The organism is Rhizobium sp. CC-YZS058, from assembly GCF_034720595.1.
In the GTDB taxonomy this organism is placed as follows: domain Bacteria; phylum Pseudomonadota; class Alphaproteobacteria; order Rhizobiales; family Rhizobiaceae; genus Ferranicluibacter.
The window spans coordinates 2,073,859-2,096,960 of record NZ_JAYESJ010000001.1 but is presented as its reverse complement, the minus strand read 5'-3'; the positions used below and the strand labels follow the sequence as shown (position 1 = coordinate 2,096,960).

27 protein-coding genes are annotated in these 23,102 nt (G+C 63.7%); 25 read left to right on the top strand and 2 right to left on the bottom strand.

The window, feature by feature from the left end; all coding sequences use genetic code 11:
• Positions 1-43: 43 nt before the first annotated feature.
• The 22 genes from U8330_RS09970 (at position 44) to U8330_RS09865 (ending at position 17,505) form a co-directional block, all read left to right on the top strand.
• Positions 44-319 (top strand): ribbon-helix-helix domain-containing protein, encoded by a 276-nt coding sequence (locus U8330_RS09970; RefSeq protein WP_323105097.1) that lies wholly within the window; start codon positions 44-46, stop codon positions 317-319.
• Positions 319-615, top strand: coding sequence for a type II toxin-antitoxin system RelE/ParE family toxin (locus U8330_RS09965; RefSeq protein WP_323105096.1), 297 nt, complete (start codon positions 319-321; stop codon positions 613-615). The genes U8330_RS09970 and U8330_RS09965 overlap by 1 nt, the downstream gene beginning before the upstream one ends.
• A 63-nt stretch (positions 616-678) precedes the next feature.
• Positions 679-1,251 (top strand): transglycosylase SLT domain-containing protein, encoded by a 573-nt coding sequence (locus U8330_RS09960; protein WP_323105095.1) that lies wholly within the window; start codon positions 679-681, stop codon positions 1,249-1,251.
• Between the two features lie 166 nt (positions 1,252-1,417).
• Entirely contained in the window at positions 1,418-2,296 is an 879-nt protein-coding gene (locus tag U8330_RS09955; RefSeq protein ID WP_323105094.1) for a VOC family protein, read from the top strand.
• A gap of 3 nt (positions 2,297-2,299) precedes the next feature.
• Positions 2,300-3,139, top strand: coding sequence for a 3-deoxy-8-phosphooctulonate synthase (gene kdsA / locus U8330_RS09950; RefSeq protein WP_323105093.1), 840 nt, complete (start codon positions 2,300-2,302; stop codon positions 3,137-3,139).
• An 84-nt stretch (positions 3,140-3,223) separates the two neighbouring features.
• Complete coding sequence (gene eno, locus U8330_RS09945) at positions 3,224-4,498, top strand: phosphopyruvate hydratase (RefSeq protein WP_323105092.1); 1,275 nt, start codon at positions 3,224-3,226, stop codon at positions 4,496-4,498.
• A gap of 163 nt (positions 4,499-4,661) precedes the next feature.
• The gene (locus U8330_RS09940; protein WP_323105090.1) at positions 4,662-4,970 is read left to right on the top strand and encodes a septum formation initiator family protein; all 309 of its coding nucleotides are present in this window, start codon (positions 4,662-4,664) and stop codon (positions 4,968-4,970) included.
• Between the two features lie 149 nt (positions 4,971-5,119).
• Entirely contained in the window at positions 5,120-6,169 is a 1,050-nt protein-coding gene (pdhA, locus tag U8330_RS09935; RefSeq protein WP_323105089.1) for a pyruvate dehydrogenase (acetyl-transferring) E1 component subunit alpha, read from the top strand.
• 22 nt (positions 6,170-6,191) lie between these two features.
• On the top strand, positions 6,192-7,616 hold the full coding sequence (locus tag U8330_RS09930) for a pyruvate dehydrogenase complex E1 component subunit beta (RefSeq protein ID WP_323105087.1): 1,425 nt from the start codon (positions 6,192-6,194) through the stop codon (positions 7,614-7,616).
• A gap of 12 nt (positions 7,617-7,628) precedes the next feature.
• A complete protein-coding gene (locus U8330_RS09925) occupies positions 7,629-8,975 on the top strand; it encodes a pyruvate dehydrogenase complex dihydrolipoamide acetyltransferase (RefSeq protein ID WP_323105085.1) in 1,347 nt (448 codons plus the stop codon).
• A gap of 196 nt (positions 8,976-9,171) precedes the next feature.
• Entirely contained in the window at positions 9,172-9,357 is a 186-nt protein-coding gene (locus tag U8330_RS09920) for a hypothetical protein (RefSeq protein WP_323105084.1), read from the top strand.
• A 122-nt stretch (positions 9,358-9,479) separates the two neighbouring features.
• Positions 9,480-10,118, top strand: coding sequence for an SGNH/GDSL hydrolase family protein (locus tag U8330_RS09915; RefSeq protein ID WP_323105083.1), 639 nt, complete (start codon positions 9,480-9,482; stop codon positions 10,116-10,118).
• 95 nt (positions 10,119-10,213) lie between these two features.
• A complete protein-coding gene (locus U8330_RS09910; RefSeq protein ID WP_323105082.1) occupies positions 10,214-10,465 on the top strand; it encodes a hypothetical protein in 252 nt (83 codons plus the stop codon).
• A 140-nt stretch (positions 10,466-10,605) separates the two neighbouring features.
• Positions 10,606-12,051: a dihydrolipoyl dehydrogenase gene (lpdA, locus tag U8330_RS09905; protein ID WP_323107248.1), complete on the top strand. Its 1,446-nt coding sequence runs from the start codon at positions 10,606-10,608 to the stop codon at positions 12,049-12,051.
• A 4-nt stretch (positions 12,052-12,055) separates the two neighbouring features.
• A complete protein-coding gene (locus U8330_RS09900) occupies positions 12,056-12,940 on the top strand; it encodes a DUF3800 domain-containing protein (protein WP_323105081.1) in 885 nt (294 codons plus the stop codon).
• A gap of 132 nt (positions 12,941-13,072) precedes the next feature.
• The gene (gene lipA / locus U8330_RS09895) at positions 13,073-14,050 is read left to right on the top strand and encodes a lipoyl synthase (protein ID WP_323105080.1); all 978 of its coding nucleotides are present in this window, start codon (positions 13,073-13,075) and stop codon (positions 14,048-14,050) included.
• 71 nt (positions 14,051-14,121) lie between these two features.
• A complete protein-coding gene (locus tag U8330_RS09890; RefSeq protein ID WP_323105079.1) occupies positions 14,122-14,358 on the top strand; it encodes a type II toxin-antitoxin system ParD family antitoxin in 237 nt (78 codons plus the stop codon).
• A gap of 3 nt (positions 14,359-14,361) precedes the next feature.
• On the top strand, positions 14,362-14,568 hold the full coding sequence (locus U8330_RS09885; RefSeq protein ID WP_323105078.1) for a type II toxin-antitoxin system RelE/ParE family toxin: 207 nt from the start codon (positions 14,362-14,364) through the stop codon (positions 14,566-14,568).
• Positions 14,538-14,651 (top strand): type II toxin-antitoxin system RelE/ParE family toxin, encoded by a 114-nt coding sequence (locus tag U8330_RS09880; RefSeq protein WP_323105076.1) that lies wholly within the window; start codon positions 14,538-14,540, stop codon positions 14,649-14,651. Before U8330_RS09885 ends, U8330_RS09880 begins: the two co-directional genes overlap by 31 nt.
• Positions 14,652-14,759: 108 nt before the next feature.
• Positions 14,760-15,812 carry a phytanoyl-CoA dioxygenase family protein gene (locus tag U8330_RS09875; RefSeq protein ID WP_323105075.1) on the top strand — a complete coding sequence of 351 codons (1,053 nt, stop codon included), beginning with the start codon at positions 14,760-14,762 and terminating at the stop codon, positions 15,810-15,812.
• 97 nt (positions 15,813-15,909) lie between these two features.
• Positions 15,910-16,971: an SDR family oxidoreductase gene (locus U8330_RS09870; RefSeq protein WP_323105074.1), complete on the top strand. Its 1,062-nt coding sequence runs from the start codon at positions 15,910-15,912 to the stop codon at positions 16,969-16,971.
• 87 nt (positions 16,972-17,058) lie between these two features.
• A complete protein-coding gene (locus tag U8330_RS09865; RefSeq protein ID WP_323105073.1) occupies positions 17,059-17,505 on the top strand; it encodes a type II toxin-antitoxin system RatA family toxin in 447 nt (148 codons plus the stop codon).
• Here U8330_RS09865 and U8330_RS09860 read toward each other — a convergent pair.
• Together U8330_RS09860 and U8330_RS09855 are read right to left on the bottom strand one after the other, a co-directional pair.
• A complete protein-coding gene (locus tag U8330_RS09860) occupies positions 17,496-18,002 on the bottom strand; it encodes a CinA family protein (protein ID WP_323105072.1) in 507 nt (168 codons plus the stop codon). The two genes, U8330_RS09865 and U8330_RS09860, sit on opposite strands and share 10 nt — an antisense overlap.
• A complete protein-coding gene (locus U8330_RS09855) occupies positions 17,999-19,213 on the bottom strand; it encodes a bifunctional 2-C-methyl-D-erythritol 4-phosphate cytidylyltransferase/2-C-methyl-D-erythritol 2,4-cyclodiphosphate synthase (protein WP_416236914.1) in 1,215 nt (404 codons plus the stop codon). The genes U8330_RS09860 and U8330_RS09855 overlap by 4 nt, the downstream gene beginning before the upstream one ends.
• 235 nt (positions 19,214-19,448) lie before the next feature.
• Here U8330_RS09855 and dusB point away from each other — a divergent pair, with 235 nt between their 5' ends.
• The 3 genes from dusB to ntrC are packed head-to-tail and all read left to right on the top strand — an operon-like array spanning position 19,449 to position 23,076.
• The gene (gene dusB, locus U8330_RS09850) at positions 19,449-20,474 is read left to right on the top strand and encodes a tRNA dihydrouridine synthase DusB (protein ID WP_416236913.1); all 1,026 of its coding nucleotides are present in this window, start codon (positions 19,449-19,451) and stop codon (positions 20,472-20,474) included.
• Positions 20,471-21,616 carry a nitrogen regulation protein NR(II) gene (locus U8330_RS09845; RefSeq protein WP_323105069.1) on the top strand — a complete coding sequence of 382 codons (1,146 nt, stop codon included), beginning with the start codon at positions 20,471-20,473 and terminating at the stop codon, positions 21,614-21,616. The genes dusB and U8330_RS09845 overlap by 4 nt, the downstream gene beginning before the upstream one ends.
• Positions 21,617-21,621: 5 nt before the next feature.
• On the top strand, positions 21,622-23,076 hold the full coding sequence (gene ntrC, locus U8330_RS09840; protein WP_323105068.1) for a nitrogen regulation protein NR(I): 1,455 nt from the start codon (positions 21,622-21,624) through the stop codon (positions 23,074-23,076).
• The last annotated feature ends 26 nt before the right edge of the window (positions 23,077-23,102 follow it).

Below are 23,102 nucleotides of genomic sequence, written 5' to 3'. Positions count from 1 at the left end.
TGGCTTCGGTGTAATCTGAGCGGAGTCTAAAGGAGCGCGAGCGATGCCTGCCATGCGCAAACTCACCATCGAAATTCCGGAAGACCTCGCGCTCTTCGTCGATGCGCAGGTCGCGGCCGGGCATTATGCCTCTGCCGACGAGGTGCTCGCCGAAGGCCTTGCGGGCCTGGCGGAAGATGATGCCGAGCTCGAAGCGTGGATCGAGAAGGAGGTCATCCCGGTCTATGACAGGGTGATGGCCAATCCGTCAGAGCTGCTCACCCACGAAGAAGTTTTCGGTGGGATCGAAGCAAGGCTGAAGGCGCGTCGAGGGTCGTAGTGCCCAGCGTTTATCGGGTTCGGTTCTCGCCCACTGCCGCCCGCGATATCGAGGCCTTGTTCGCCTATGTCGAGGAGCAAGCTGGTCCGGATGTTGCTCTCGACTATCTCGGTCGTCTTCAGCGCTACATAGATGGATTCGAGACATTTCCGAAACGTGGCTCGATCTTGAAGCTGCGCCGCAAAAACGTTCGTGTCGTTGGCTTCGAACGTCGGATTGCAATCGTTTTCACCGTTGGGCGAGGCGAGGTTGTGATCCTGCGGGTGATTTCCAAAGGCCAACGCATCCGTTTGTGATCGTTCAAAACCAATCCTTAACGTTTACCTGTCATTCATACTCGCACCTCCAGAGACCGAGCGATGCGTGTACTGATTATCCTCGCCCTTCTGGCCCTTGCCGGTTGCGCAAGCGCGCCCAAGAACACCCGGAACGCCTGCGCGATCTTCGAGCAGCGCGACGGGTGGTTCAACAATTGGGAGCGTGCGGCGCGGAAGACCGAGCGGGAATTCGGTGTTCCCGTTCCGATCCTGATGGCGACCATCTATACCGAATCGGGTTTCCGGCCCTATGCGCGCCCGCCGCGCAAGAAGCTGTTCGGCTTCATCCCCTGGGGGCGCGTCTCTTCGGCCTATGGCTATTCTCAAGCACTCGACGGCACCTGGGCGCAGTACAAGCGCGCCACCGGACGCTGGACCGCCAAGCGCTCCAACTTCGCCGACGCTGTCCACTTCGTCGGGTGGTACCATGCCTATAACCACAGCAAGAACGGCATTGCGCTGACGGACGCCTACAATCTCTACCTCGCCTATTACTCCGGCGATGCGGGCTATGCGCGGGGCTCCTGGCGAGGCAACAGTGCGATCCAGGCGACCGCACGGCGCTCCGCTCAGCTGGCCGCGACCTATGCCCAGCAACTGCGCTCCTGCGACTGACGCGCCGGCCTGCCTTTCACCGTGCTGCGCGTGGCCGACACACTCCAGCCTTGAAATCTGACGCCGAAGATGCCAAGCACCGGGCGCTGCCGCAGAGGCTGCCGCATTCGCTGCAGGGGCTGGGCCGCGTGGGAGGATTTCCGCAATGGGCGAAGGCGAGGCGACAATGGCAGGCACGCGCCGGCTCGATCATCTGGTCCTTCCCGTCTCGTCCCTTTCCATTGCGCGCACCCGGCTGACGACGCTGGGCTTCACGGTCGCCGAGGACGCGTCCCATCCCTTCGGCACGGAGAATGCCTGCGTCTTCTTCGCCGATCAGACCTATCTCGAACCACTCGCCGTCGGCGAACGCGAGACCTGCGAGGCGGAAGCGCGGCGCGGCAATGTGTTCGTCGCACGCGACCAGGCCTATCGGTTCCGGCGCGGGCCGGATGGCTTTTCTGCGGCGGTGTTCCTGACCGACGATGCGGCGCGCGATCATGCGGGCTTCGTCGATGCCGGTTTGTCCGCCGGCGCGATGCTCGAGTTCGGTCGCTCGATGCGCCGGGCGGACGGAACCATGGCCGAAGCGCGGTTCCGGCTGGCCTTTGCCGGCGATCTCCGCTCGCCGGATTTTTTCGGCTTCACCTGCCAGCGCCTTCAGCCGCTGCCCGCCGATCGCGGCAGTTTGCAGCAGCACGAGAACGGGGTCACCGGCATCCGCGGGATCGTGCTGTCGGAGAGAAACCCGACGGATTTCCAGTATGTCCTGCAGGAACTGGTCGGCACGCGCGCTGTCGAGGCGCATTCCTTTGGCATGGATCTCCAGGCGGCGAACGCCCGGATCTCGGTGCTCAATGACGACGGCCTCGCCGCGTTCTTCGGTCTTGCGCGCGCCGATGGCGAGCGGGGCTTGAGAGCCTGCGCGATCCTGTTCACCGTTGCCGATCTTGCCGCGACCGAGCGCCTGTTGGCAAAACGGCAGATTGCCTATGAGATCCGTGGCGGGCGTCTGCTCGTCGCGCCGGCGCCCGGTCAGGGCGCGCTTCTTGCCTTTGGAGACTAGATCATGATCGCCAACCAGACCGTTATCGCCGGCGAAGGAACAAAGGCCGTTACCTTCTCGCAGAGCGCGCCGCTGTCGCTGATCGCCGGCCCTTGCCAGATGGAGAGCCGCGACCATGCCTTCATGATCGCTGGACGCCTGGCCGAGCTCTGCGCCGGGCTCGGCATCGGCCTGGTCTACAAGTCGTCCTTCGACAAGGCCAATCGCACCTCGCTCTCCGGCAAGCGGGGCATCGGGCTCGACAAGGCGATGGAGATCTTTGCCGATCTGAAGGCAGAGTTCGGCTTCCCGGTTCTGACCGACATCCATACCGAGGAACAATGTGGTCTCGTCGCGCCGACCGTCGATATCCTGCAGATCCCGGCCTTCCTCTGCCGCCAGACGGATCTGCTGATTGCCGCGGCCAGGACGGGGCGGGTGATCAATGTCAAGAAGGGCCAGTTCCTCGCGCCCTGGGACATGAAGAACGTGCTGTCCAAGTTCACCGAAAGCGGCAATCCGAACGTGCTGCTGTGCGAGCGTGGCGCCTCCTTCGGCTACAACACGCTGGTTTCCGACATGCGGTCGCTGCCGATCATGGCGGGGCTCGGCGCACCTGTCGTCTTCGATGCCACCCATTCGGTGCAGCAGCCGGGCGGGCAGGGCACGTCTTCGGGCGGCCAGCGCGAGTTCGTGGAAACGCTGGCCCGCGCGGCGGTTGCCGTGGGTGTCGCCGGCGTCTTTATCGAAACGCATGAGGACCCCGACAATGCGCCGTCCGACGGGCCGAACATGGTGCGGATCGAGGAGATGCCGCGCCTGCTCGAAACGCTGCTGGCCTTCGACGCGATTGCCAAGCGCTGAGCAGCGGTCCGCCGCCATTGAAATTTCATGCCCGTCGATTATGACGGGCCATCCGTCCATCATCGATCAGACAGGAAAGAGATCATGACCGCAATCATCGACATCATCGGCCGCGAAATTTTGGACAGCCGGGGCAATCCGACGGTCGAGGTCGACGTGCATCTGGAAGACGGAAGCTTCGGCCGCGCTGCCGTTCCCTCCGGCGCCTCCACCGGCGCGCATGAGGCGGTCGAACTGCGCGACGGCGGCTCGCGCTATCTCGGCAAGGGCGTCGAAAAGGCTGTCGACGCCGTGAACGGCGAGATCTACGAGGCCGTCGCCGGTCTCGAGGCCGAAAACCAGATCGAAGTCGACCAGACGATGATCGAGCTCGATGGCACGCCGAACAAGGCCCGCCTCGGCGCAAACGCCATCCTCGGCGTGTCCCTCGCCGTTGCCAAGGCTGCCGCCCAGGCGGCCGGTCTGCCGCTCTATCGCTATGTCGGCGGCCCGAACGCCCGCGTTCTGCCGGTTCCGATGATGAACATCATCAATGGCGGCGCGCATGCCGACAACCCGATCGATTTTCAGGAATTCATGATCGTGCCGGTCGGCGCCGAAACCCTGCGCGACGCCGTCCGCATGGGCTCGGAAGTCTTCCACACGCTGAAGAAGCAGCTCTCGGCCGATGGCCACAACACCAATGTCGGCGATGAAGGCGGCTTCGCGCCTGGCCTCGCCTCCGCTCCGGCCGCGCTCGACTTCATCATGCGCTCGATCGAAAAGGCCGGCTACAAGCCCGGCGAAGACATGTTCATCGCGCTCGACTGCGCCTCGACCGAATTCTTCAAGGACGGCAAGTATCACCTCGAGGGCGAAGGCCGCGTGCTGGAGCCGGAAGCCATGGCCGACTACCTGGCCGAGCTCGCCGGCAAGTACCCGATTTTCTCGATCGAGGACGGCATGTCGGAAGACGACTGGACCGGCTGGAAGGCGCTGACCGACAAGATCGGCACGAAGACGCAGCTGGTCGGCGATGACCTGTTCGTCACCAACTCCGCCCGCCTGCGCGACGGCATCAAAATGGGCGTCGGCAACTCGATCCTCGTCAAGGTCAACCAGATCGGTTCGCTCTCGGAAACGCTGGACGCTGTCGAGACCGCGCACAAGGCGCGCTACACGGCTGTCATGTCGCACCGCTCGGGCGAGACCGAGGATTCCACGATCGCCGACCTCGCCGTTGCCACCAATTGCGGGCAGATCAAGACCGGCTCGCTGGCGCGCTCCGACCGCACCGCCAAGTACAACCAGCTGATCCGCATCGAGGAGCAGCTGGGCGCCCAGGCAAAGTTTGCCGGCCGCGACATTCTGAAGGGCTGAGCGACCGCGATCGCGTCAATCCACACCAGACCGAACGGGCGCCTCGTGCGCCCGTTTTGCATTGGAGGAGAAGCGGGCCGCATCGGGGTGAGGGCAAGACTCGGTTAAGCAATTTCCTTCATAGATTGCTGAGCATTCCCACCGTTCTGCGTCAGGCCCGTTCATGTGGACCAAGCATCATAAGAAGCGCAAACTCGGCCGGTTCGTCATGCCGCTCGTTACTGTCGCCTTTCTTTCCTATTTCGGCTACCATTCCGTCCACGGCGATTTCGGCCTGCGGGCGACCGAGGTCTTCGACAAGCAGCGCGTCGACCGCGAGGCACGCCTGAAGACACTGACGGAGAAGCGCATGATCCTCGAAAAGGAGGTCGCGCTCTTGAGCGACGGTTCGCTCGAGCGCGACATGCTGGACGAAAAGGCGCGACTCTCGCTCAACATGTCCCGCGCGGACGAAGTGGTGATTTTCCACTGATCGGCGGATTAACCTGAAATTTGTTAATTCAAAATTCCTCAGCCGAATGAGTGGCTTAAGGGGAATATAAGCTATGCAAATATAGCATTGCCGTGGTCCTTCAGTTTCCCTATGGTAGCCGCCAAACGCCAACCATAGGGAGGATATGCATGGCTCCGCGAAAGAACGCGTCCGTGTCCAACCGCAATACGCTGTCGGCCAAGCCCGTCGGCCGGGATTTCACCAGCGGATCCATCGCCGAATTCTCCAAGGACGAGGATCTCAAGGCCTATCGCGAGATGCTGCTGATCCGCCGCTTCGAGGAAAAGGCCGGCCAGCTTTATGGCATGGGCTTCATCGGCGGCTTCTGTCACCTCTATATCGGCCAGGAAGCGGTCGTCGTTGGCATGCAGATGGCGCTGAAGGAGGGTGATCAGGTCATCACCGGCTATCGCGACCACGGGCACATGCTGGCCACCGGCATGAGCGCACGCGGCGTGATGGCGGAACTGACCGGGCGCCGGGGCGGCTACTCCAAGGGGAAGGGCGGCTCCATGCACATGTTCTCCAAGGAAAAGCAGTTCTACGGTGGTCACGGCATCGTCGGCGCCCAAGTGTCGCTCGGCACGGGCCTCGCGTTCGCCAATGCTTACCGGCAGAACGACAATGTCTCTCTCGCCTATTTCGGCGACGGCGCGGCCAATCAGGGCCAGGTCTATGAGAGCTTCAACATGGCGGCGCTCTGGAAGCTGCCCTGCATCTACATCATCGAGAACAACCGCTACGCCATGGGCACCTCGGTCGCCCGCGCCTCCGCCGGCGTCGACTTCTCGCAGCGCGGCTCGGCGATCGGCATTCCCGGCATGCAGGTGGACGGCATGGACGTGCGCGCCGTCAAGGCTGCCGCCGACCAGGCCGTTGCCCATTGCCGCGACGGCAAGGGCCCGGTGATCCTGGAAATGCAGACCTATCGCTATCGCGGTCACTCCATGTCCGACCCGGCGAAGTATCGCTCCAAGGACGAAGTGCAGAAGATGCGGTCGGAGCATGACCCGATCGAGCAGGTCAAGGCGCGCCTTCTCGAAAAGGGCTGGGCCAGCGAAGAGGAACTGAAGGTGATCGACAAGGACGTCCGCGACATCGTCGCCGACAGCGCCGATTTCGCGCAGTCCGATCCGGAGCCGGATGTATCCGAGCTCTACACCGACATTCTGCTCTGATCCGGGACGAGGGACGAGACCCATGCCTATTGAAATCCTGATGCCCGCCCTTTCCCCGACCATGGAGGAGGGTACTCTCTCCAAATGGTTGAAGAAGGAAGGCGACACAGTATCCTCCGGCGACGTGATCGCCGAAATCGAGACCGACAAGGCGACCATGGAAGTGGAAGCCGTGGATGAAGGCACGATCGGCAAGATTCTGATCGCGGCCGGCACCGAGAACGTCAAGGTCAACACCGCCATCGCGCTTCTCCTGCAGGAGGGCGAAAGCGCCGACAGCGCGGCATCCGCCGCCGCTCCGGCCGCACCGAAGGCCGATGCCGAAACCCCGGCTGCCGCCGCGGGCGATGCCGGCGGCAAGGCCCGCCAGTCGGCCGACGAGCCGACGGCAAAGGCCGACAGCAAGGTTCCGGCCGCGCCGAAGGTCGATGTTGCCGCCGATCCGGACATTCCGGCCGGCACGGAGATGGTATCGACCACCGTTCGCGAAGCATTGCGCGACGCGATGGCCGAGGAAATGCGCCGCGACCCGGACGTCTTCGTCATGGGTGAAGAGGTCGCCGAGTACCAGGGCGCCTACAAGATCACGCAAGGGCTGCTGCAGGAGTTCGGGGCGCGCCGCGTCGTCGATACGCCGATCACCGAGCACGGCTTTGCCGGCGTCGGCGTCGGTGCGGCCATGGCCGGTCTGAAGCCGATCGTCGAGTTCATGACCTTCAACTTCGCCATGCAGGCGATCGACCAGATCATCAACTCCGCCGCCAAGACGCTCTATATGTCCGGTGGTCAGATGGGCGCGCCGATCGTCTTCCGCGGCCCGAACGGCGCCGCCGCCCGCGTGGCAGCCCAGCACAGCCAGGACTATGCTGCCTGGTATAGCCATATTCCGGGCCTCAAGGTGATCCAGCCCTATACGGCGGCCGATGCCAAGGGCCTCTTGAAGGCCGCGATCCGTGACCCGAACCCGATCATCTTCCTCGAGAACGAGATCCTCTACGGCCACTCCTTCGACGTGCCGAAGATGGACGACTTCGTTCTGCCGATCGGCAAGGCGCGGGTCCACAAGACCGGCAAGGATGTCACCATCGTCTCCTTCGGCATCGGCATGACCTATGTGGTCAAGGCGCTGGCCGAACTGGAGAAGGACGGCATCGATGCCGAGGTGATCGACCTGCGCACCATCCGTCCGATGGACCTGCCGACGGTCATCGAATCGGTGAAGAAGACCGGGCGTCTCGTGACCGTCGAGGAAGGCTATCCGCAGTCCTCCGTCGGCACCGAAATCGCCACGCGCGTCATGCAGCAGGCCTTCGACTACTTGGATGCGCCGATCCTGACGATCGCCGGCAAGGACGTTCCCATGCCCTATGCCGCCAATCTCGAGAAGCTGGCGCTTCCCAATGTCGGCGAAGTCGTCCAGGCGGTGAAGACCGTCTGCTACAAGTAAGGGAGCGGGTTCATGCCGATCAACATCACCATGCCCGCGCTCTCCCCCACCATGGAGGAGGGCAACCTGGCCAAGTGGCTGGTCAAGGAAGGCGATACGGTCAAGTCCGGCGATGTCATCGCCGAGATCGAGACCGACAAGGCGACGATGGAAGTGGAAGCGGTCGACGAGGGCGTGGTTGCCAAGATCGTGGTGCCCGCCGGCACGGAATCGGTCAAGGTCAACGCGCTGATCGCGATCCTCGCCGCCGACGGCGAGGATGTCTCGGCTGCGGCCTCCGGTTCTGCAGCGGCGCCGAAGGCCGAGGCCGCGCCGGCCAAGGCCGAGGCACCGGCTGAAGCACCGCAGGCCGCCGCACCCGCGCCCCAGGCTGCACCGGCAGCTGCTCAGGCGCCGGCGAAGTCGGGCGGCCAGCGCACCTTCGCGTCGCCGCTCGCCCGGCGCCTCGCCAAGGAGGCCGGCATCGACCTCTCGAGCGTGAGCGGATCCGGTCCGCATGGCCGCGTCGTCAAGAGCGACATCGAGAAGGCGGCCGCCGGCGGTTCGGCCAAGCCTGCGTCGGCTGCCGCGCCGACGGCCGGCTCTGCTGCGCCTGCCGCCGCTGCACCGGCGCCGAAGGGCCAGTCGGACGAAGCGATCCTCAAGAACTTCGCCGAAGGCTCCTACCAGCTCGTGCCGCATGACGGCATGCGCAAGACGATCGCCAAGCGCCTGCAGGAATCCAAGCAGACCATTCCGCATTTCTACGTGTCGGTCGATTGCGAACTCGACGCGCTGCTCTCGCTGCGGGCGCAGCTCAACGCCGCCGCGCCGGAAAAGGACGGCAAGCCGGCCTACAAGCTTTCGGTCAATGACATGGTCATCAAGGCGCTTGCGCTGGCGCTGCGCGACGTTCCGGAGGCGAATGTCTCCTGGACCGAAGCCAACATGGTCAAGCACAAGCACTCGGATGTCGGCGTTGCCGTTTCCATTCCGGGTGGTCTGATCACCCCGATCGTGCGCTCCGCGGAGCTGAAGAGCCTTTCGGCTATCTCCAACGAGATGAAGGACCTGGGCGCCCGCGCCAAGGGCCGGAAGCTGAAGCCCGAGGAATATCAGGGCGGCACCACGGCGGTCTCGAACATGGGGATGATGGGCGTCAAGAACTTCGCCGCCGTCGTCAATCCGCCGCATGCGACCATTTTGGCCGTGGGTGCCGGCGAGGAGCGCGTGGTCGTCAAAAAGGGCGAGATGAAGATCGCCAATGTCATGACCGTGACGCTCTCCACCGACCACCGCGCCGTCGATGGCGCGCTCGGCGCCGAACTGCTCGGCGCCTTCAAGCGCTACATCGAGAATCCGATGGGCATGCTGGTGTAAGGGGCTTCTCCGCGAATGCGCGGAGGATCTTGTCGTGGATCACAACAGTTCCGGCCACCGGCACTGTTGTGATTGTCCCGCAGTCGCAGGACTGCGGCGGCGTTCTGCTGAATATGGAAGACTCAGGGTGGACGTCGCTTTCAGGCGTCGCCATATGTTAGCGAAGAGGATTGATCTCGGTACCAGGAGCGCTCTGATGGCCAAGGACGTAGACAGCATGATCATTCCACTTCTTCGGGAGATGCGAGCCGAAATCAAGCATCGGTTCGATGTGATCGATCTGCGATTCAACAGCCTGGAGGAGCGCCTGGACAAGCTGGAGAGCGGCCAGAAGACCATACGTCAAGCGATGGGCGCCGATACGCTCATGCGAAATTGGTAACCGGGGATTTCGAGGATCGGATCTTCGAGCTGGAGCGCAAGGTCGCGGCGCTGTCGAAGGATCGATGACATGAGCCTGGCCGGTTCTGCGGCAGGGTCGGCAGACATGGCCGGGAGGAATGCATGAAGACAGTGCTTTGCTATGGAGACAGCCTGACCTGGGGCTATGATGCCGCAGCGCTTGGGCGCCATGCTCTGGCGGATCGCTGGTCGAGCGTCCTGGCTGCGGGTCTGGGCGAGGGCGTTCAGGTGATCGCCGAAGGCCTGAACGGCCGCACGACCGCCTATGACGACCATCTGGCGGATTGCGACCGGAACGGCGCCCGTATCCTTCCGACCGTGCTCCACAGCCACGACCCGCTTGATCTCGTGATCCTCCTGCTCGGCACCAATGACATGAAGCCGGTGATCCACGGCAATGCCTTTGGCGCCGTGCAGGGCATGGAGCGCCTGATCGAATTGACCCGTCACCATGCCTGGTCGTTCGAGCAGACTGCGCCGGAAATCCTGATCGTCTCGCCGCCGCCGCTCTGCGAGACGGCCAACAGTGCCTTCGCCGCCATGTTTGCCGGCGGGGTCGAGCAGTCGGCGATGCTGGCTTCGCTCTACCGCGACCTGGCCGACGACAAGGGCTGCGGCTTCTTCGATGCCGGCTCGGTGGCGCAGACGACACCGCTCGATGGCGTGCATCTCGATGCGGAGAACACCCGCGCTGTCGGCCGTGGGCTCGAGCCGATCGTTCGGATGATGCTCGGCGTGTGAGCGGCATCGGGACCTGTTTTAGCGCTTTGACCAGGATCAAGGAGAGGAGCGCTCAAGCGGTCTAGGACAGGGCATCACCAACAGGAGATGATGCCATGCCCAAGGGATTGCATGAACTGGCGAAGGCGTTTCCGGAGCATCTCGCCATGATCCGTCACCTGAACGAGACGGATGGACATTTCCACCGCATCAGTGGCGCTTTCCGCGAGGTCAGCGCGGCGCTGGTGAAGGCGGACGGCAAGGCTGGAGCCGAGCGCGAAGCGCTTGCGCACCGCCAGTCCGCACTCAAGGCGGAGATCCTTGAGCTTCTGACACGGCCGGAAACGGTCGAAGACATTCTGCCCTGAGAGGCGCCGTCCGCGACGTCGCTCAAGGGTTCTCAAAGCAGGGGGTGCCGGGCCGCGTGGCAGGCTCCCCTCAGCATCTGCCCGCACCGGCTCGCCGGGGCCAACGGATGCAGGACCAACGCGAAGAAGTGGACGCGCTCATGTCGAATGCCTATGACGTCATCATCATCGGGTCGGGCCCGGGTGGCTATGTCACCGCCATCCGGTCCGCCCAGCTCGGCCTGAAGACGGCGATTGTCGAGCGCGAGCATCTGGGCGGCATTTGCCTCAACTGGGGGTGCATCCCCACCAAGGCCCTGCTGCGCTCGGCCGAGATCATGGACCATGCCAACCACGCCAAGGCTTACGGCCTGACGCTGAACGGCACGATGACGGCGGATGTGAAGGATGTCGTCGCCCGCTCGCGCGGCGTCTCGCAGCGCCTGAACGGCGGCGTCGGCTTCCTGATGAAGAAGAACAAGATCGACGTCATCTGGGGCGAGGCGAAGTTCACCAAGCCCGGCGAGATCGTCGTCTCGGCCCCCTCCAAGCCGGCGGTCCAGCCGCAGAACCCGGTGCCGAAGGGCACGCTCGGCCATGGCACCTATACCGCCAAACACATCATCCTCGCCACCGGCGCCCGACCGCGCGCGCTGCCGGGTATCGAGCCGGATGGCAAGCTGATCTGGACCTATTTCGAGGCGATGAAGCCGGACTTCATGCCGAAGTCGCTGGTGGTCATGGGGTCGGGCGCGATCGGCATCGAATTCGCCTCCTTCTATCGCTCCATGGGGGTCGACGTGACGGTCATCGAGCTGCTGCCGCAGATCATGCCGGTGGAAGATGCGGAGATCTCCGCCTTCGCGCGCAAGCAGCTCGAAAAGCGCGGCCTGAAGATCGTCACCGACGCTAAGGTGACCAAGGTCGAAAAGGGCAGCGACTCGATCACCGCCCATGTTGAGACCAAGGACGGCAAGGTGAGCCAGATCACGGCCGACCGGCTGATCTCGGCCGTCGGCGTACAGGGCAATATCGAGAATCTGGGTCTCGAAGCGCTCGGCGTGAAGACCGACCGCGGCTGCGTCGTCATCGACGGCTATGGCAAGACCAATGTCGCCGGCCTCTATGCGATTGGCGACGTTGCAGGCCCGCCGATGCTTGCGCACAAGGCCGAGCATGAAGGCGTCATTTGCATCGAGAAGATCGCCGGCCTGCCGCATGTTCACCCCATGGACAAGGCCAAGATTCCGGGCTGCACCTATTGCAACCCGCAGGTTGCCTCGGTGGGGATGACGGAAGCCAAGGCCAAGGCGGAAGGCCGCGACATCCGCGTCGGCCGCTACTCCTTCGCCGCCAACGGCAAGGCGATCGCGCTCGGCGAAGATCAGGGCATGATCAAGACGATCTTCGACAGAAAAACCGGCGAACTGATCGGCGCCCATATGGTCGGGGCAGAAGTCACCGAACTCATCCAGGGCTTCGTCGTCGCCATGAACCTGGAGACGACGGAAGAGGAACTGATGCACACGATCTTCCCGCATCCGACGCTCTCCGAAATGATGAAGGAAAGCGTGCTCGACGCCTATGGGCGCGTCTTGAACGCGTGACATCGTGAGCAGCTGGCTGTTGTTCATGGACGAAAGCGGGCATGATCACAAGGTCATGCCGTTCGAGGTTCGCGGTGGCGTAGCATTGCCTGCCGCGAAGCTCTGGAGCTTCATCCAACAATGGCGCCGGCTTGAAGAGGATTGTTTCGGAACGCTCCTCGCATCCTTTGGAAAAGAAGCGAAAGGTGAAAAGCTGCTTGATCGCGATCGGTTCAAATGGGCAGCGCAAAGCGAACGGATGCCGGACGCTCAAAGGCGTCGTCTAGCCCGTGCCTTCCTCGAGCGCGGCGCCGCGAAGCAGCCTCAGACCCGGGAGACTTTCACCGCCTATGGGCAAGCATCGCTTGAAATGGCGCGGGGCGTATTTGATCTCCTTGCGGCACACGATGCGAAACTTTTTGCTGCTCTCATTCCGCGCGGAACACGGGCCCCGTTGGGATATGAATTCCACGAATTTCTTCGAAAGGATCATGTCTTCCTGTTGGAGCGGTACTTCTACTTTCTGGAGGCTGTAGCGTCGCATGGCCTTCTCGTGATGGACGAAACGGAGAAGGTTCAGGATCGACGTTTTGTAAACAGACTCGAAGCCTACTTCGAGAAAACCGCAACCGGGCGAAATCGCTCTACGTGGATCGTCCCATCACCACTGTTCGTAGCGTCGGATACGAGCTATGCAATACAAGCTGCAGATATTTGTCTCTACTGCCTCAACTGGGGTTACCGGTTCCGAACGTGGTCGAAAGAATTTCCAGTCAGGCAGGAGATCGAACTCGAATTCGGACCGAAAGTTGCCAGGCTTCGGTGGTCGGGTGACATAATGCGAGAAGGAAGGTCATTCAAAAGTGACGGGATAGTTCTAGTCCCCGATCCTTTTGCAGCACGGGCATGAAAAAGGAGGCAATGCTTCAAGCGATCTCCCTTTAAGGGCCCTCGCATGAACCGAGCCTCCGCAAGAATATATGGCGTTCGCCGTCCGATGAGTCAACCCAGCGTACAGGCGCGGAACGAGCAGGAAGAGTAGATGGTCACGATCCTCGATCGCACACAGAATGCAGCCGAGGCGCCGCGCGCGCGCCACCCGGAAAAGGCGCATCGCCCCGACACCGAGGTGATGCGCAAGCCGGAATGGATCCGCGTGAAAGCCCCAACCTCGAAGGGCTATCACGAGACGCGCGAGCTGGTGCGCTCGCACAAGCTCGTTACCGTCTGCGAAGAGGCGGGCTGCCCGAATATCGGCGAGTGCTGGGACAAGAAGCACGCGACCTTCATGATCATGGGCGAGATCTGCACCCGCGCCTGCGCCTTCTGCAACGTGACCACCGGCAAGCCGCATGCGCTGGATCTGGCCGAGCCGGAGAATGTCGCCAAGGCCGTCAAGCAGATGGGCTTGAGCCACGTCGTCATCACCTCGGTCGATCGCGACGATCTCGAGGATGGGGGCGCCGAGCATTTCGAAAAGGTGATCTTAGCGATCCGCGCCGCTTCGCCGCTGACGACGATTGAGATCCTGACGCCCGATTTCCTGCGCAAGCCCGGTGCGCTGGAGCGCGTCGTGGCCGCCAAGCCCGACGTCTTCAACCACAATCTCGAAACCGTGCCGTCCAACTATCTGACGGTTCGCCCCGGCGCGCGCTATTTCCACTCCATCCGCCTGCTGCAGCGGGTGAAGGAGCTCGATCCGACCATGTTCACCAAGTCCGGCATCATGGTCGGTCTCGGGGAGGAGCGCAACGAGGTGCTGCAGCTGATGGACGACCTGCGCACCGCCGATGTCGACTTCCTGACGATCGGCCAGTACCTGCAGCCGACCCGCAAGCACCACAAGGTAGAAGCCTTCGTGACACCGGAGGAGTTCAAGTCCTACGAGACGGTCGCCTACACCAAGGGCTTCCTCATGGTCGCCGCCTCGCCGCTCACCCGCTCCTCCCACCACGCCGGCGACGACTTCGCCCGGCTGAAGGCGGCGCGCGAGCGCAAGGGGCTGATGGCGGCGGAGTGATCGGCTGGCGGGGTTGGAAATTTGACGAAACCGGTCCGCTCGGGCGCTCTCATTCGTCATGGAGGTGACGCATGACCGTGCTGAGAATCACGCTTCCAGACGAGATGATCGACTGGATCGACGAGATTATCGACTCCGGCCGCTATGGCGATCCGGATACCTATGTTTATGACCTGATCCAAAAGGACAGGGATCGGCGCGCGGCTATTGCGTCCATGCAGCATCATGTGGACGAAGGGTTGGCAAGCGGTATCAGCCCGTCCTCCATGCAGGACATTCTCGAGTCGCTGCAGGCGACCAAAGACTAGCGCATGCTCTATCGGCTCTCGAACCTGGCAGAAGCCGATATTCGCCAGATATACCGGTCCAGTCTCGCGCTGTTCGGGCGGGTGCAGGCTGATCGCTATGTCCGCGAAATGGAAGCCACCCTCTGTCTTCTCAGTGATCGCCGAAGCTTGCACGGCTGCGGCGCGAAATCGATCCGCCTGTGCGCATCCACCCGTTCGGCTCGCACCTGATCGTCTATCGCGAAGACGGCAGCGAGGGTATTCTTGTCATTCACGTGCGCCACCAGCGCGAGAACTGGCAGGAAGAGATGTGAGGACGCAAGGATGAGAAGCCTGTTTTCAAAGCGTCCTGTCGTGCCTCTTGGACCTCTGCTTAGAATTGAGTAAGTTCGCGTGAAGACACTCAGCGCTGCGGAATCATCATGACGACGAAGACTCTTTCCAGCCGGCTTGCCGGCCTTGCCCTGACGCCGCTCCACGCGTTGCAGATCGTGACCGGCCGCAAGGACTTCAAGAACGACGTGCTGGGCAGCGAGGCGCTGAACCGCAAGGGTCTGCATGTCTGGCGCGTGCTGGCAGCCGCACGGGTGACCGCCCGGCGGCGGAGCAAGCTGGAGCGTTTCGTTTCGCCGCAGGAGCGGGCGTTCTTTGCCGAAAACGGCTATATCGAACGCCGCAATCTCTTGCCGGATGCCGAATTCGCAAAGCTGGTCGCCGAGGTCGAGGCTCTGAAGGCGCCGGCGCGGGAGATGCGCGAGGGCGGGGCGGTGACACGGCGGATTCCGCTCACACCGGATGTTTTGAAGAACGCGCCAACGCTCGCGGCCTTCCTCAAGGACGAGCGCTGGACGGGGCCGATCCGCTATGTCGGCGGCTTCGATGTCGAGCCGGTTCTCAGCATCCAGACGATCTTCGGCGAACCCTCGGCGGCGGCCGGGTCCAAGGATCCGCAGACCGACCTGCACATGGATACCTTCCATTCGACCGCCAAGGCCTGGTATTTCCTCTATGATGTGCCGGAAGACGAGGGGCCCTTCACGTATGTCGCCGGATCGCACAAGCTGACCCCGCGCCGGCTTGCCTGGCACAAGCGGCAGAGCCTGCTGGCGGCGGCGCGGCGGGGAGGCGGAGCCTTCCGCATTCCGCTCTCGGCGCTCAAACTCCTGCGCTTGCCGCAGCCGACCAAGTTTGCCGTGCCGGCCAATACGCTGGTGGTCGGCGACACCTTCGGTTTCCACGCACGCGGTCACTCCGCCCGTCGCTCGATCCGGGTGGAGCTCTATGCCTCCCAGCGGCCCAACCCGTTCCTGCCCTTCACCAGCCTCGACAGCGCGAAGCTGCCCTATGTCAGCGGTCGCAAGGAGGTCATCTCCTGGTTTTTCGAGGACTGGCTGGTGAAGCTGAAGATGCAACGCCTGATCTGGCGCCCCGTCGGCGCGGTGAAGGCGCGCGATGCCGTGGCAGAGAAACGGTAGGGGGCCGCCACCCCGGCCTTGATGCTGCCCTGCAGCATTGGAGGCTGGCAAAGCGAATGCCGAGGCCTAGATCCGTCTCCTTCTGACAGGAGACATCATGACCAACAGAGCTTTGATCGTCGGCGCCAGCGGCATCGTCGGCAGTGCGACCGCCCGGATACTCGACGATGCCGGCTGGGAGGTCTTCGGGCTGGCGCGCAAGCCTCTCGCGCAAGGACGGGTCAAGCCCGTGTCCGCGGATCTCCTTGATCCGGGCTCGCTGAAGGCCGCCTTGTCCGACATCGCGCCGACCCATGTCTTTCTCTCGACTTGGCTCAGGCAACAGACGGAAGCCGAGAACATCCGCGTCAATGGCGCCATGGTGCGCAACCTGCTGCAGGTTCTCTCCGGTGCCGGGTCTGTCCGCCATGTCGCTCTCGTCACCGGCCTCAAGCACTATCTCGGTCCGTTCGAGGCCTATGGAAAAGGCGTGCTGCCCCAGACCCCGTTTCGGGAGGAGCAGGGGCGGCTTGAGGTGGAGAATTTCTACTACGCGCAGGAAGACGAGGTCTTTGCCGCGGCGCAGCGGGATGGCTTCACCTGGAGCGTGCATCGGCCGCACACCATCGTCGGCAAGGCGGTCGGCAATGCGATGAATATGGGCACCACGCTCGCCGTCTATGCGGCGATCTGCAAGGAAACCGGGCGCCCGTTCCGCTTTCCCGGCGTCGCGATCCAGTGGAACGGGCTGACGGACATGACCGATGCGTCGCTGCTCGGGCGGCACCTTGTCTGGGCGGCGACGACGCCGTCCGCCGCCAACGAGGACTTCAACGTCGTCAATGGCGATGTTTTCCGCTGGAAGTGGATGTGGGAGCGCATTGCCACCTGGTTCGGGCTCGAAGCTGCGGCCTTCGACGGCACCGTTCAGCCGCTCGAACGCCAGATGGCCGAGGACGCGCCGGTCTGGCGGGACATGGCGCAGCGCTATGGCCTTGCAGAGCCCGACATCACCCGGCTGGTCTCGCCCTGGCATACGGATGCGGATCTGGGGCGGCCGATCGAGGTCGTCACCGACATGTCGAAGAGCCGCCGTCTCGGCTTTCTCGACTATCAGGCGACGGACGAGGCCTTCATCCGTCTGTTCGAAAGCCTGCGCGCCGATCGGCTCATCCCCTGAGCACGCACGGAAACGCAACCAGCAAAAAGTCGCGGCGAAACGGCGCGGCTGCTTGATCTGATCACCTGTCCCGACTAACTGGCTGGCATGCCCAAGTTTGAAACGAAACGTATCGTCCAGCACTCGCCCGAGCAGATGTTCGACCTCGTGGCCGATGTGGAACGTTATCCCGAATTCCTGCCGCTCTGCGAGGCGCTGACCGTGCGGTCCCGCAAGGAGCGGGACGGCAAGGAACTGCTGCTTGCCGATATGACGGTGGGCTACAAGGCGGTGCGGGAAACCTTCACCACCCAGGTGCTGCTCAACCGCTCGGAACGCACGATCGATGTCAAATATATCGACGGTCCCTTCCGCTACCTCGACAATCGCTGGCGATTCGAGGGGGAGGGCGAGGGGCGCTGCGCGGTCCACTTCTTCATCGACTACGAGTTCAAGAGCCGCATTCTCGGCGCGCTGATGGGCTCGATGTTCGACCGCGCCTTCCGGATGTTCGCCGAAGCCTTCGAGAAGCGGGCCGATACCGTCTACGCCTGAGGGAGCTCGGCAAGCTCGATAAGAAGCGTAAGCGCGGTGCGGAGCGTGGCGAGCCGGATTTCGGTTCGCCCGAGATCGCCATAGCGCATCTCCCGGTGGATCAGGCGGGTGCGGCTGGCGGCGGCGAGGTGAACCAACCCCACCGGCTTTTCCGCGCTGCCGCCCCCGGGCCCGGCAATGCCGGTGACGGCGACGGTCAGGCTGGCGCCCGAACGGGACTGCGCGCCGCGCGCCATCTCTTCCGCTGTCTGCCGCGATACCGCGCCGACGGCGGCCAGCGTCTCGGCGCGAACGCCGAGCATGTCCTGCTTTGCCTGGTTGGAATAGGTGACGAAGCCGCGATCAACGACCTTGGACGATCCGGCGATCTCGGTCAGCGCCGCGGCGATCAGCCCGCCCGTGCAGGACTCGGCGGTCGCCACGGTCAGGTCCCTGGCCGCGAGGGTGTCGAGAAGCACGCGGACCAGGCTTTCGATCTCGGTCGGAAACAAGCTCATTCGGCAGGCCTCTGGTAGAGAACGCTGGCGGTCGCGATGGCGGCGATGCCCTCGCGTCGCCCGACGAAGCCGATCGCTTCGTTCGTGGTCGCCTTGACCGAACAGCGGTCGAGCGAAATCTCAAGCATGGTGGAGAGCGCTTCGCGCATTGCCTGTCGGTGCGGGCCGATCTTCGGCGCTTCGGCGATCAGCGAGATATCGGCGTTCAGGATCGTGCCGCCCTTCTCGCGCACCAGGCGGGCCGCATGGTCGAGGAAGATTCGCGAGGGCGCGCCGCGCCATTGCGGATCGGAGGGCGGGAAATGATCACCGATATCGCCGGCCCCGCAGGTGGCGAGCAGGGCATCGGTCAGCGCGTGCAGGGCGACATCGGCATCGGAATGGCCGAGCAGCGCCTGGTCATGCGGCAGGAACACGCCGCACAGGGTCACGCCATCGCCCTCGACCAGACGGTGAACGTCATAGCCATTGCCGGTGCGGATATCGGGCAGAACTGGGCGTTCGCGGCTCAGCATCTCGTCGGCCATGGAAATATCCCTCTTCACGGTCAGTTTTCGATTGTCGACCGATCCCTCGACCAGCACGACCGGCAGCCCGGCCCATTCGGCGATCGAGGCATCGTCGGTAAAGTCGGTCCGGCCGGAACTTGCCGCGTCCCGATGTGCGCCGAGGATAAGCTTGAGGTCGAAGGCCTGCGGTGTCTGCGCCGCGTAGAGCCCCTCGCGCGACACCGTTTCGCCGACGAGCGGGCTCTCTGCGTCTGATCCGAACTGGGCGCGTTTCAGCGTGTCGGCAACCGCGATGGCCGGCAGGACGGCCACCGCGCCTCCCGTAAGCGGCGCCAGGCAGCGGTCGAGCAAAGCGGCGTCGATGAAGGGGCGAACGGCATCCTGGATGAAGACATGGCTGAGGCCGCGGGCGGCCAGCGCTTCGAGACCGGCGAGAACGGAGGCCTGACGGGTGCTGCCGCCGAAGACGGTGAGGCACTCCGCCCCGCCCTCGCTTTGGCGGAGAGCCTCGTCGTAGAGCGCCCCATCGTCCGGGTGGATCACGGTGACGATGAGGTCGGCCTTGCCCCACCGGGTGAGGGCGTCGAGCGTGTGGCTCAGCACCGGGCGGCCGCCGATGCGGCGATACTGCTTCGGCCCTTCCACCGAGGCACCAGCCCGCTCGCCGCGCCCGGCTGCCACGATCACCACCCCGAGCCGAATCTCGCTCACCTCATTCTCTGCCACGCCGCCGATCCTTGTTCCTGGTCTCCCCGCGGGTGTAGCGCGGACGCCGGATTTGCGCCATAAGGTCGTCCTCGCATCCAAGTCTTTTGCGTGCTTCCGCGCAAAGCGCTCGCATTTTCAGCAGTCTTGAGAAAATCTTGCATTGCGGCAACGGAATCCGCTTGGCAACCTGCGAGCTGCTGGCTAAAAATGGTGCAGGACAGTCGTTTGCCTGAAAGATAATCACGTGACCGTGCCGAATTTGTCATCGCCTTTGGATGTCGCGGGCATCACGCTTCGCAACCGCGTCGTGCTGGCGCCAATGTCGGGGGTCACCGATCTGCCCTTCCGCCAGCTGGCCTGGCGCCATGGTGCCGGCCTGGTGGTCACCGAGATGGTGGCGAGCCGGGAGCTGGTGGGCAATGCCGGCGAGAGTTGGGCGCGCCTGAAAGGCGCCGGCATCCGCCCGCACATGGTGCAGCTCGCCGGTCGCGAGGCCCACTGGATGGCGCAGGCAGCGCGTATCGTCGAGGATCAGGGCGCCGATCTCATCGATATCAACATGGGCTGCCCCGCCAAGAAGGTCACCGGCGGCTATTCGGGCTCGGCTCTCATGCGCGATCCGGATCACGCACTCTCGCTGATCGAGGCAACGGTGAAGGCGGTGCGCATTCCCGTGACTCTGAAGATGCGGCTCGGCTGGGATGACACCACGATCAATGCACCCGAGATCGCCCGCCGGGCGCAAGCGGCCGGGATCAGGCTGGTGACGATCCACGGCCGCACCCGCATGCAGTTCTATACCGGCCGTGCTGATTGGCCGGCAATCCGGGCGGTCCGCGACGCCATCTCGATCCCGCTGATCGCCAATGGCGATGTGGAGAGCGAGGCGGATGCCGCGGAGATCCTGCGCGTCTCCGGCGCCGATGCCGTTATGGTCGGCCGCGGCGCACAGGGGCGTCCCTGGCATGCAGGCGTGCTCGCCAGCGCCGGACAGGCGCCGGAGGGACGCGAGCGCCTGGAGCTGATCGCGGAACATTACGAGATGATGCTCGGCTTCTACGGCATTGAAACCGGGCTGCGCCACGCCCGCAAGCATCTTGGCTGGTACATGGACCGCTTTGCGCCGGACGCTGCAAAGGGGCCGGTGCTGACGGCGACCGATCACCGCGTTGCGCTTGCACGGCTGATGGAGGCGCTCGAGGCCGCCCCGTCGGCGCATGCGCCGAACGCAGACTCAGAAGCGAGGGCAGCATGAGCGCAGGAGCCAAGAGCGGCGAGGACGACAAGAAGAACGCCTTGCCGATGGCGGTGTTGAACGCCATCCAGAACCCCGTCGTTCTCGTCAACGAGACGGGGCTCGTGGTCTTCGCCAATTGGGAGGCAGAGGCCTTTTTCGGAGCAAGCGCCACCTATCTGGCACGCCACAATATCAGCGCCTTCATTCCCTTCGGCAGCCCGCTCCTAACGCTGATCGACCAGGTGCGCGAGCGCCGGGCGGCCGTCAACGAATACCGCGTCGATCTCTCGTCACCGCGGCTCGGCGCCGACAAGCTGGTCGACCTCTATGTGGCGCCGGTTCTGTCCGAGCCGGGCTCGGTGGTCATCGTGTTCCAGGAACGCTCGATGGCCGACAAGATCGACCGGCAGCTGACGCATCGCGCCGCCGCCCGTTCGGTCACCGGCCTTGCCTCCATGCTGGCGCATGAGATCAAAAATCCGCTCTCGGGCATTCGCGGCGCGGCGCAACTGCTGGAAACCGCCGTGTCCGACGAAGATCGCGCGCTGACACGGCTGATCTGCGACGAGACAGACCGCATCGTCTCGCTGGTCGACCGGATGGAGGTGTTCTCCGACGAGCGGCCCGTCGATCGCCAGCCGGTCAACATCCATTCGGTGCTCGACCATGTGAAGGCGCTTGCCCGCGCCGGGTTTGCGCGCAAGATCCGCATCACCGAAAACTACGACCCCTCCCTGCCGCCGGTCTATGCCAACCGCGACCAGCTGGTGCAGGTGTTCCTGAACCTGGTGAAGAACGCCGCCGAAGCCATTGGCGACAAAGCCGACGGCGAGATCCAGCTGACGACCGCCTATCGACCCGGCATCCGGCTTTCGGTCGCGGGAACGCGGGAAAAGATCTCGCTGCCGCTCGAATTCTGCGTGCATGACAACGGCCCCGGTGTGCCGCCCGACCTGCTGCCGCATCTCTTCGATCCCTTCATCTCCACCAAGACGAACGGCTCCGGCCTGGGCCTGGCGCTGGTGGCCAAGATCATCGGCGGCCATGGCGGCATCGTCGAATGCGACAGCCAGACCCATCGAACGACCTTCCGTGTCCTCATGCCGGCCTCCAAGGGCCCGACCGCCGAGGACTCTGACCTTACGACCGCAAAAGGATAACGCCGATGACGGGCGCCACCATTCTCGTTGCCGACGACGACGCAGCCATTCGCACCGTGCTGAACCAGGCGCTGAGCCGGGCCGGCTATGATGTGCGGATCACCTCCAATGCCGCCACCCTCTGGCGATGGATCGCCGCGGGGGACGGCGATCTCGTGGTCACCGACGTGGTGATGCCGGATGAAAATGCCTTCGATCTGCTGCCCCGCATCAAAAAGGCGCGGCCGGACCTGCCGGTTCTGGTCATGAGCGCGCAGAACACCTTCATGACCGCGATCAAGGCCTCGGAGAAGGGCGCCTATGACTACCTGCCAAAACCCTTCGACCTGACCGAGCTGATCGCGATCATCGGCCGGGCGCTGTCCGAGCCGAAGCGCAAGCCGGTCAAGATGGACGACGACACGCAGGATGGCATGCCGCTCGTCGGCCGCTCGGCGGCCATGCAGGAAATCTACCGGGTGCTTGCCCGTTTGATGCAGACGGATCTGACGCTGATGATCACCGGTGAATCGGGCACCGGCAAGGAGCTCGTCGCCCGCGCGCTGCATGATTACGGCAAGCGTCGCAACGGCCCGTTCGTCGCCATCAACATGGCCGCCATCCCGCGCGACCTCATCGAGTCGGAGCTGTTCGGCCACGAGAAGGGCGCCTTCACCGGCGCGCAGAACCGTTCGACCGGACGCTTCGAGCAGGCGGAGGGCGGCACGCTGTTTCTGGACGAGATCGGCGATATGCCGATGGATGCGCAGACCCGATTGCTGCGTGTGCTGCAGCAGGGCGAATATACGACGGTCGGCGGCCGCACGCCGATCCGCTCGGATGTGCGCATTGTCGCGGCCACCAACAAGGACCTGAAGCAGTCGATCAATCAGGGCCTGTTCCGCGAGGATCTCTACTACCGGCTGAACGTGGTGCCCCTGCGCCTGCCGCCGCTGCGCGACCGGGCCGAGGACATTCCCGATCTCGTCCGCCATTTCGTGCAGATGGCCGAGAAGGAGGGGCTAGACGTCAAGCGCTTCGACCAGGAGGCGCTGGAACTGATGAAGGCGCATCCCTGGCCCGGCAATGTACGCGAACTGGAAAACGTCGTTCGCCGCCTGACCGCCCTCTATCCCCAGGAGGTCATCACCCGCGAGATCATCGAGAACGAGCTGCGCGCCGATATTCCGGACAGCCCGATCGAGAAAGCCTCCGGCCGCTCGGGCCCGATGTCGATCTCGCAGGCGGTGGAAGAAAACATGCGGCAGTATTTCGCGAGCTTTGGCGATGGCCTGCCGCCGACCGGCCTTTATGACCGCGTGCTGGCTGAAATGGAGTATCCGCTGATTCTCGCAGCACTCACCGCAACCCGTGGTAATCAGATCAAGGCTGCCGACCTGCTCGGCCTCAACCGCAACACGCTTCGCAAAAAGATCCGCGAACTCGGCGTTTCCGTCTACCGCAGCTCCCGCACCGCTTGACAACGCGGCCGCACCGTTGCATTTCC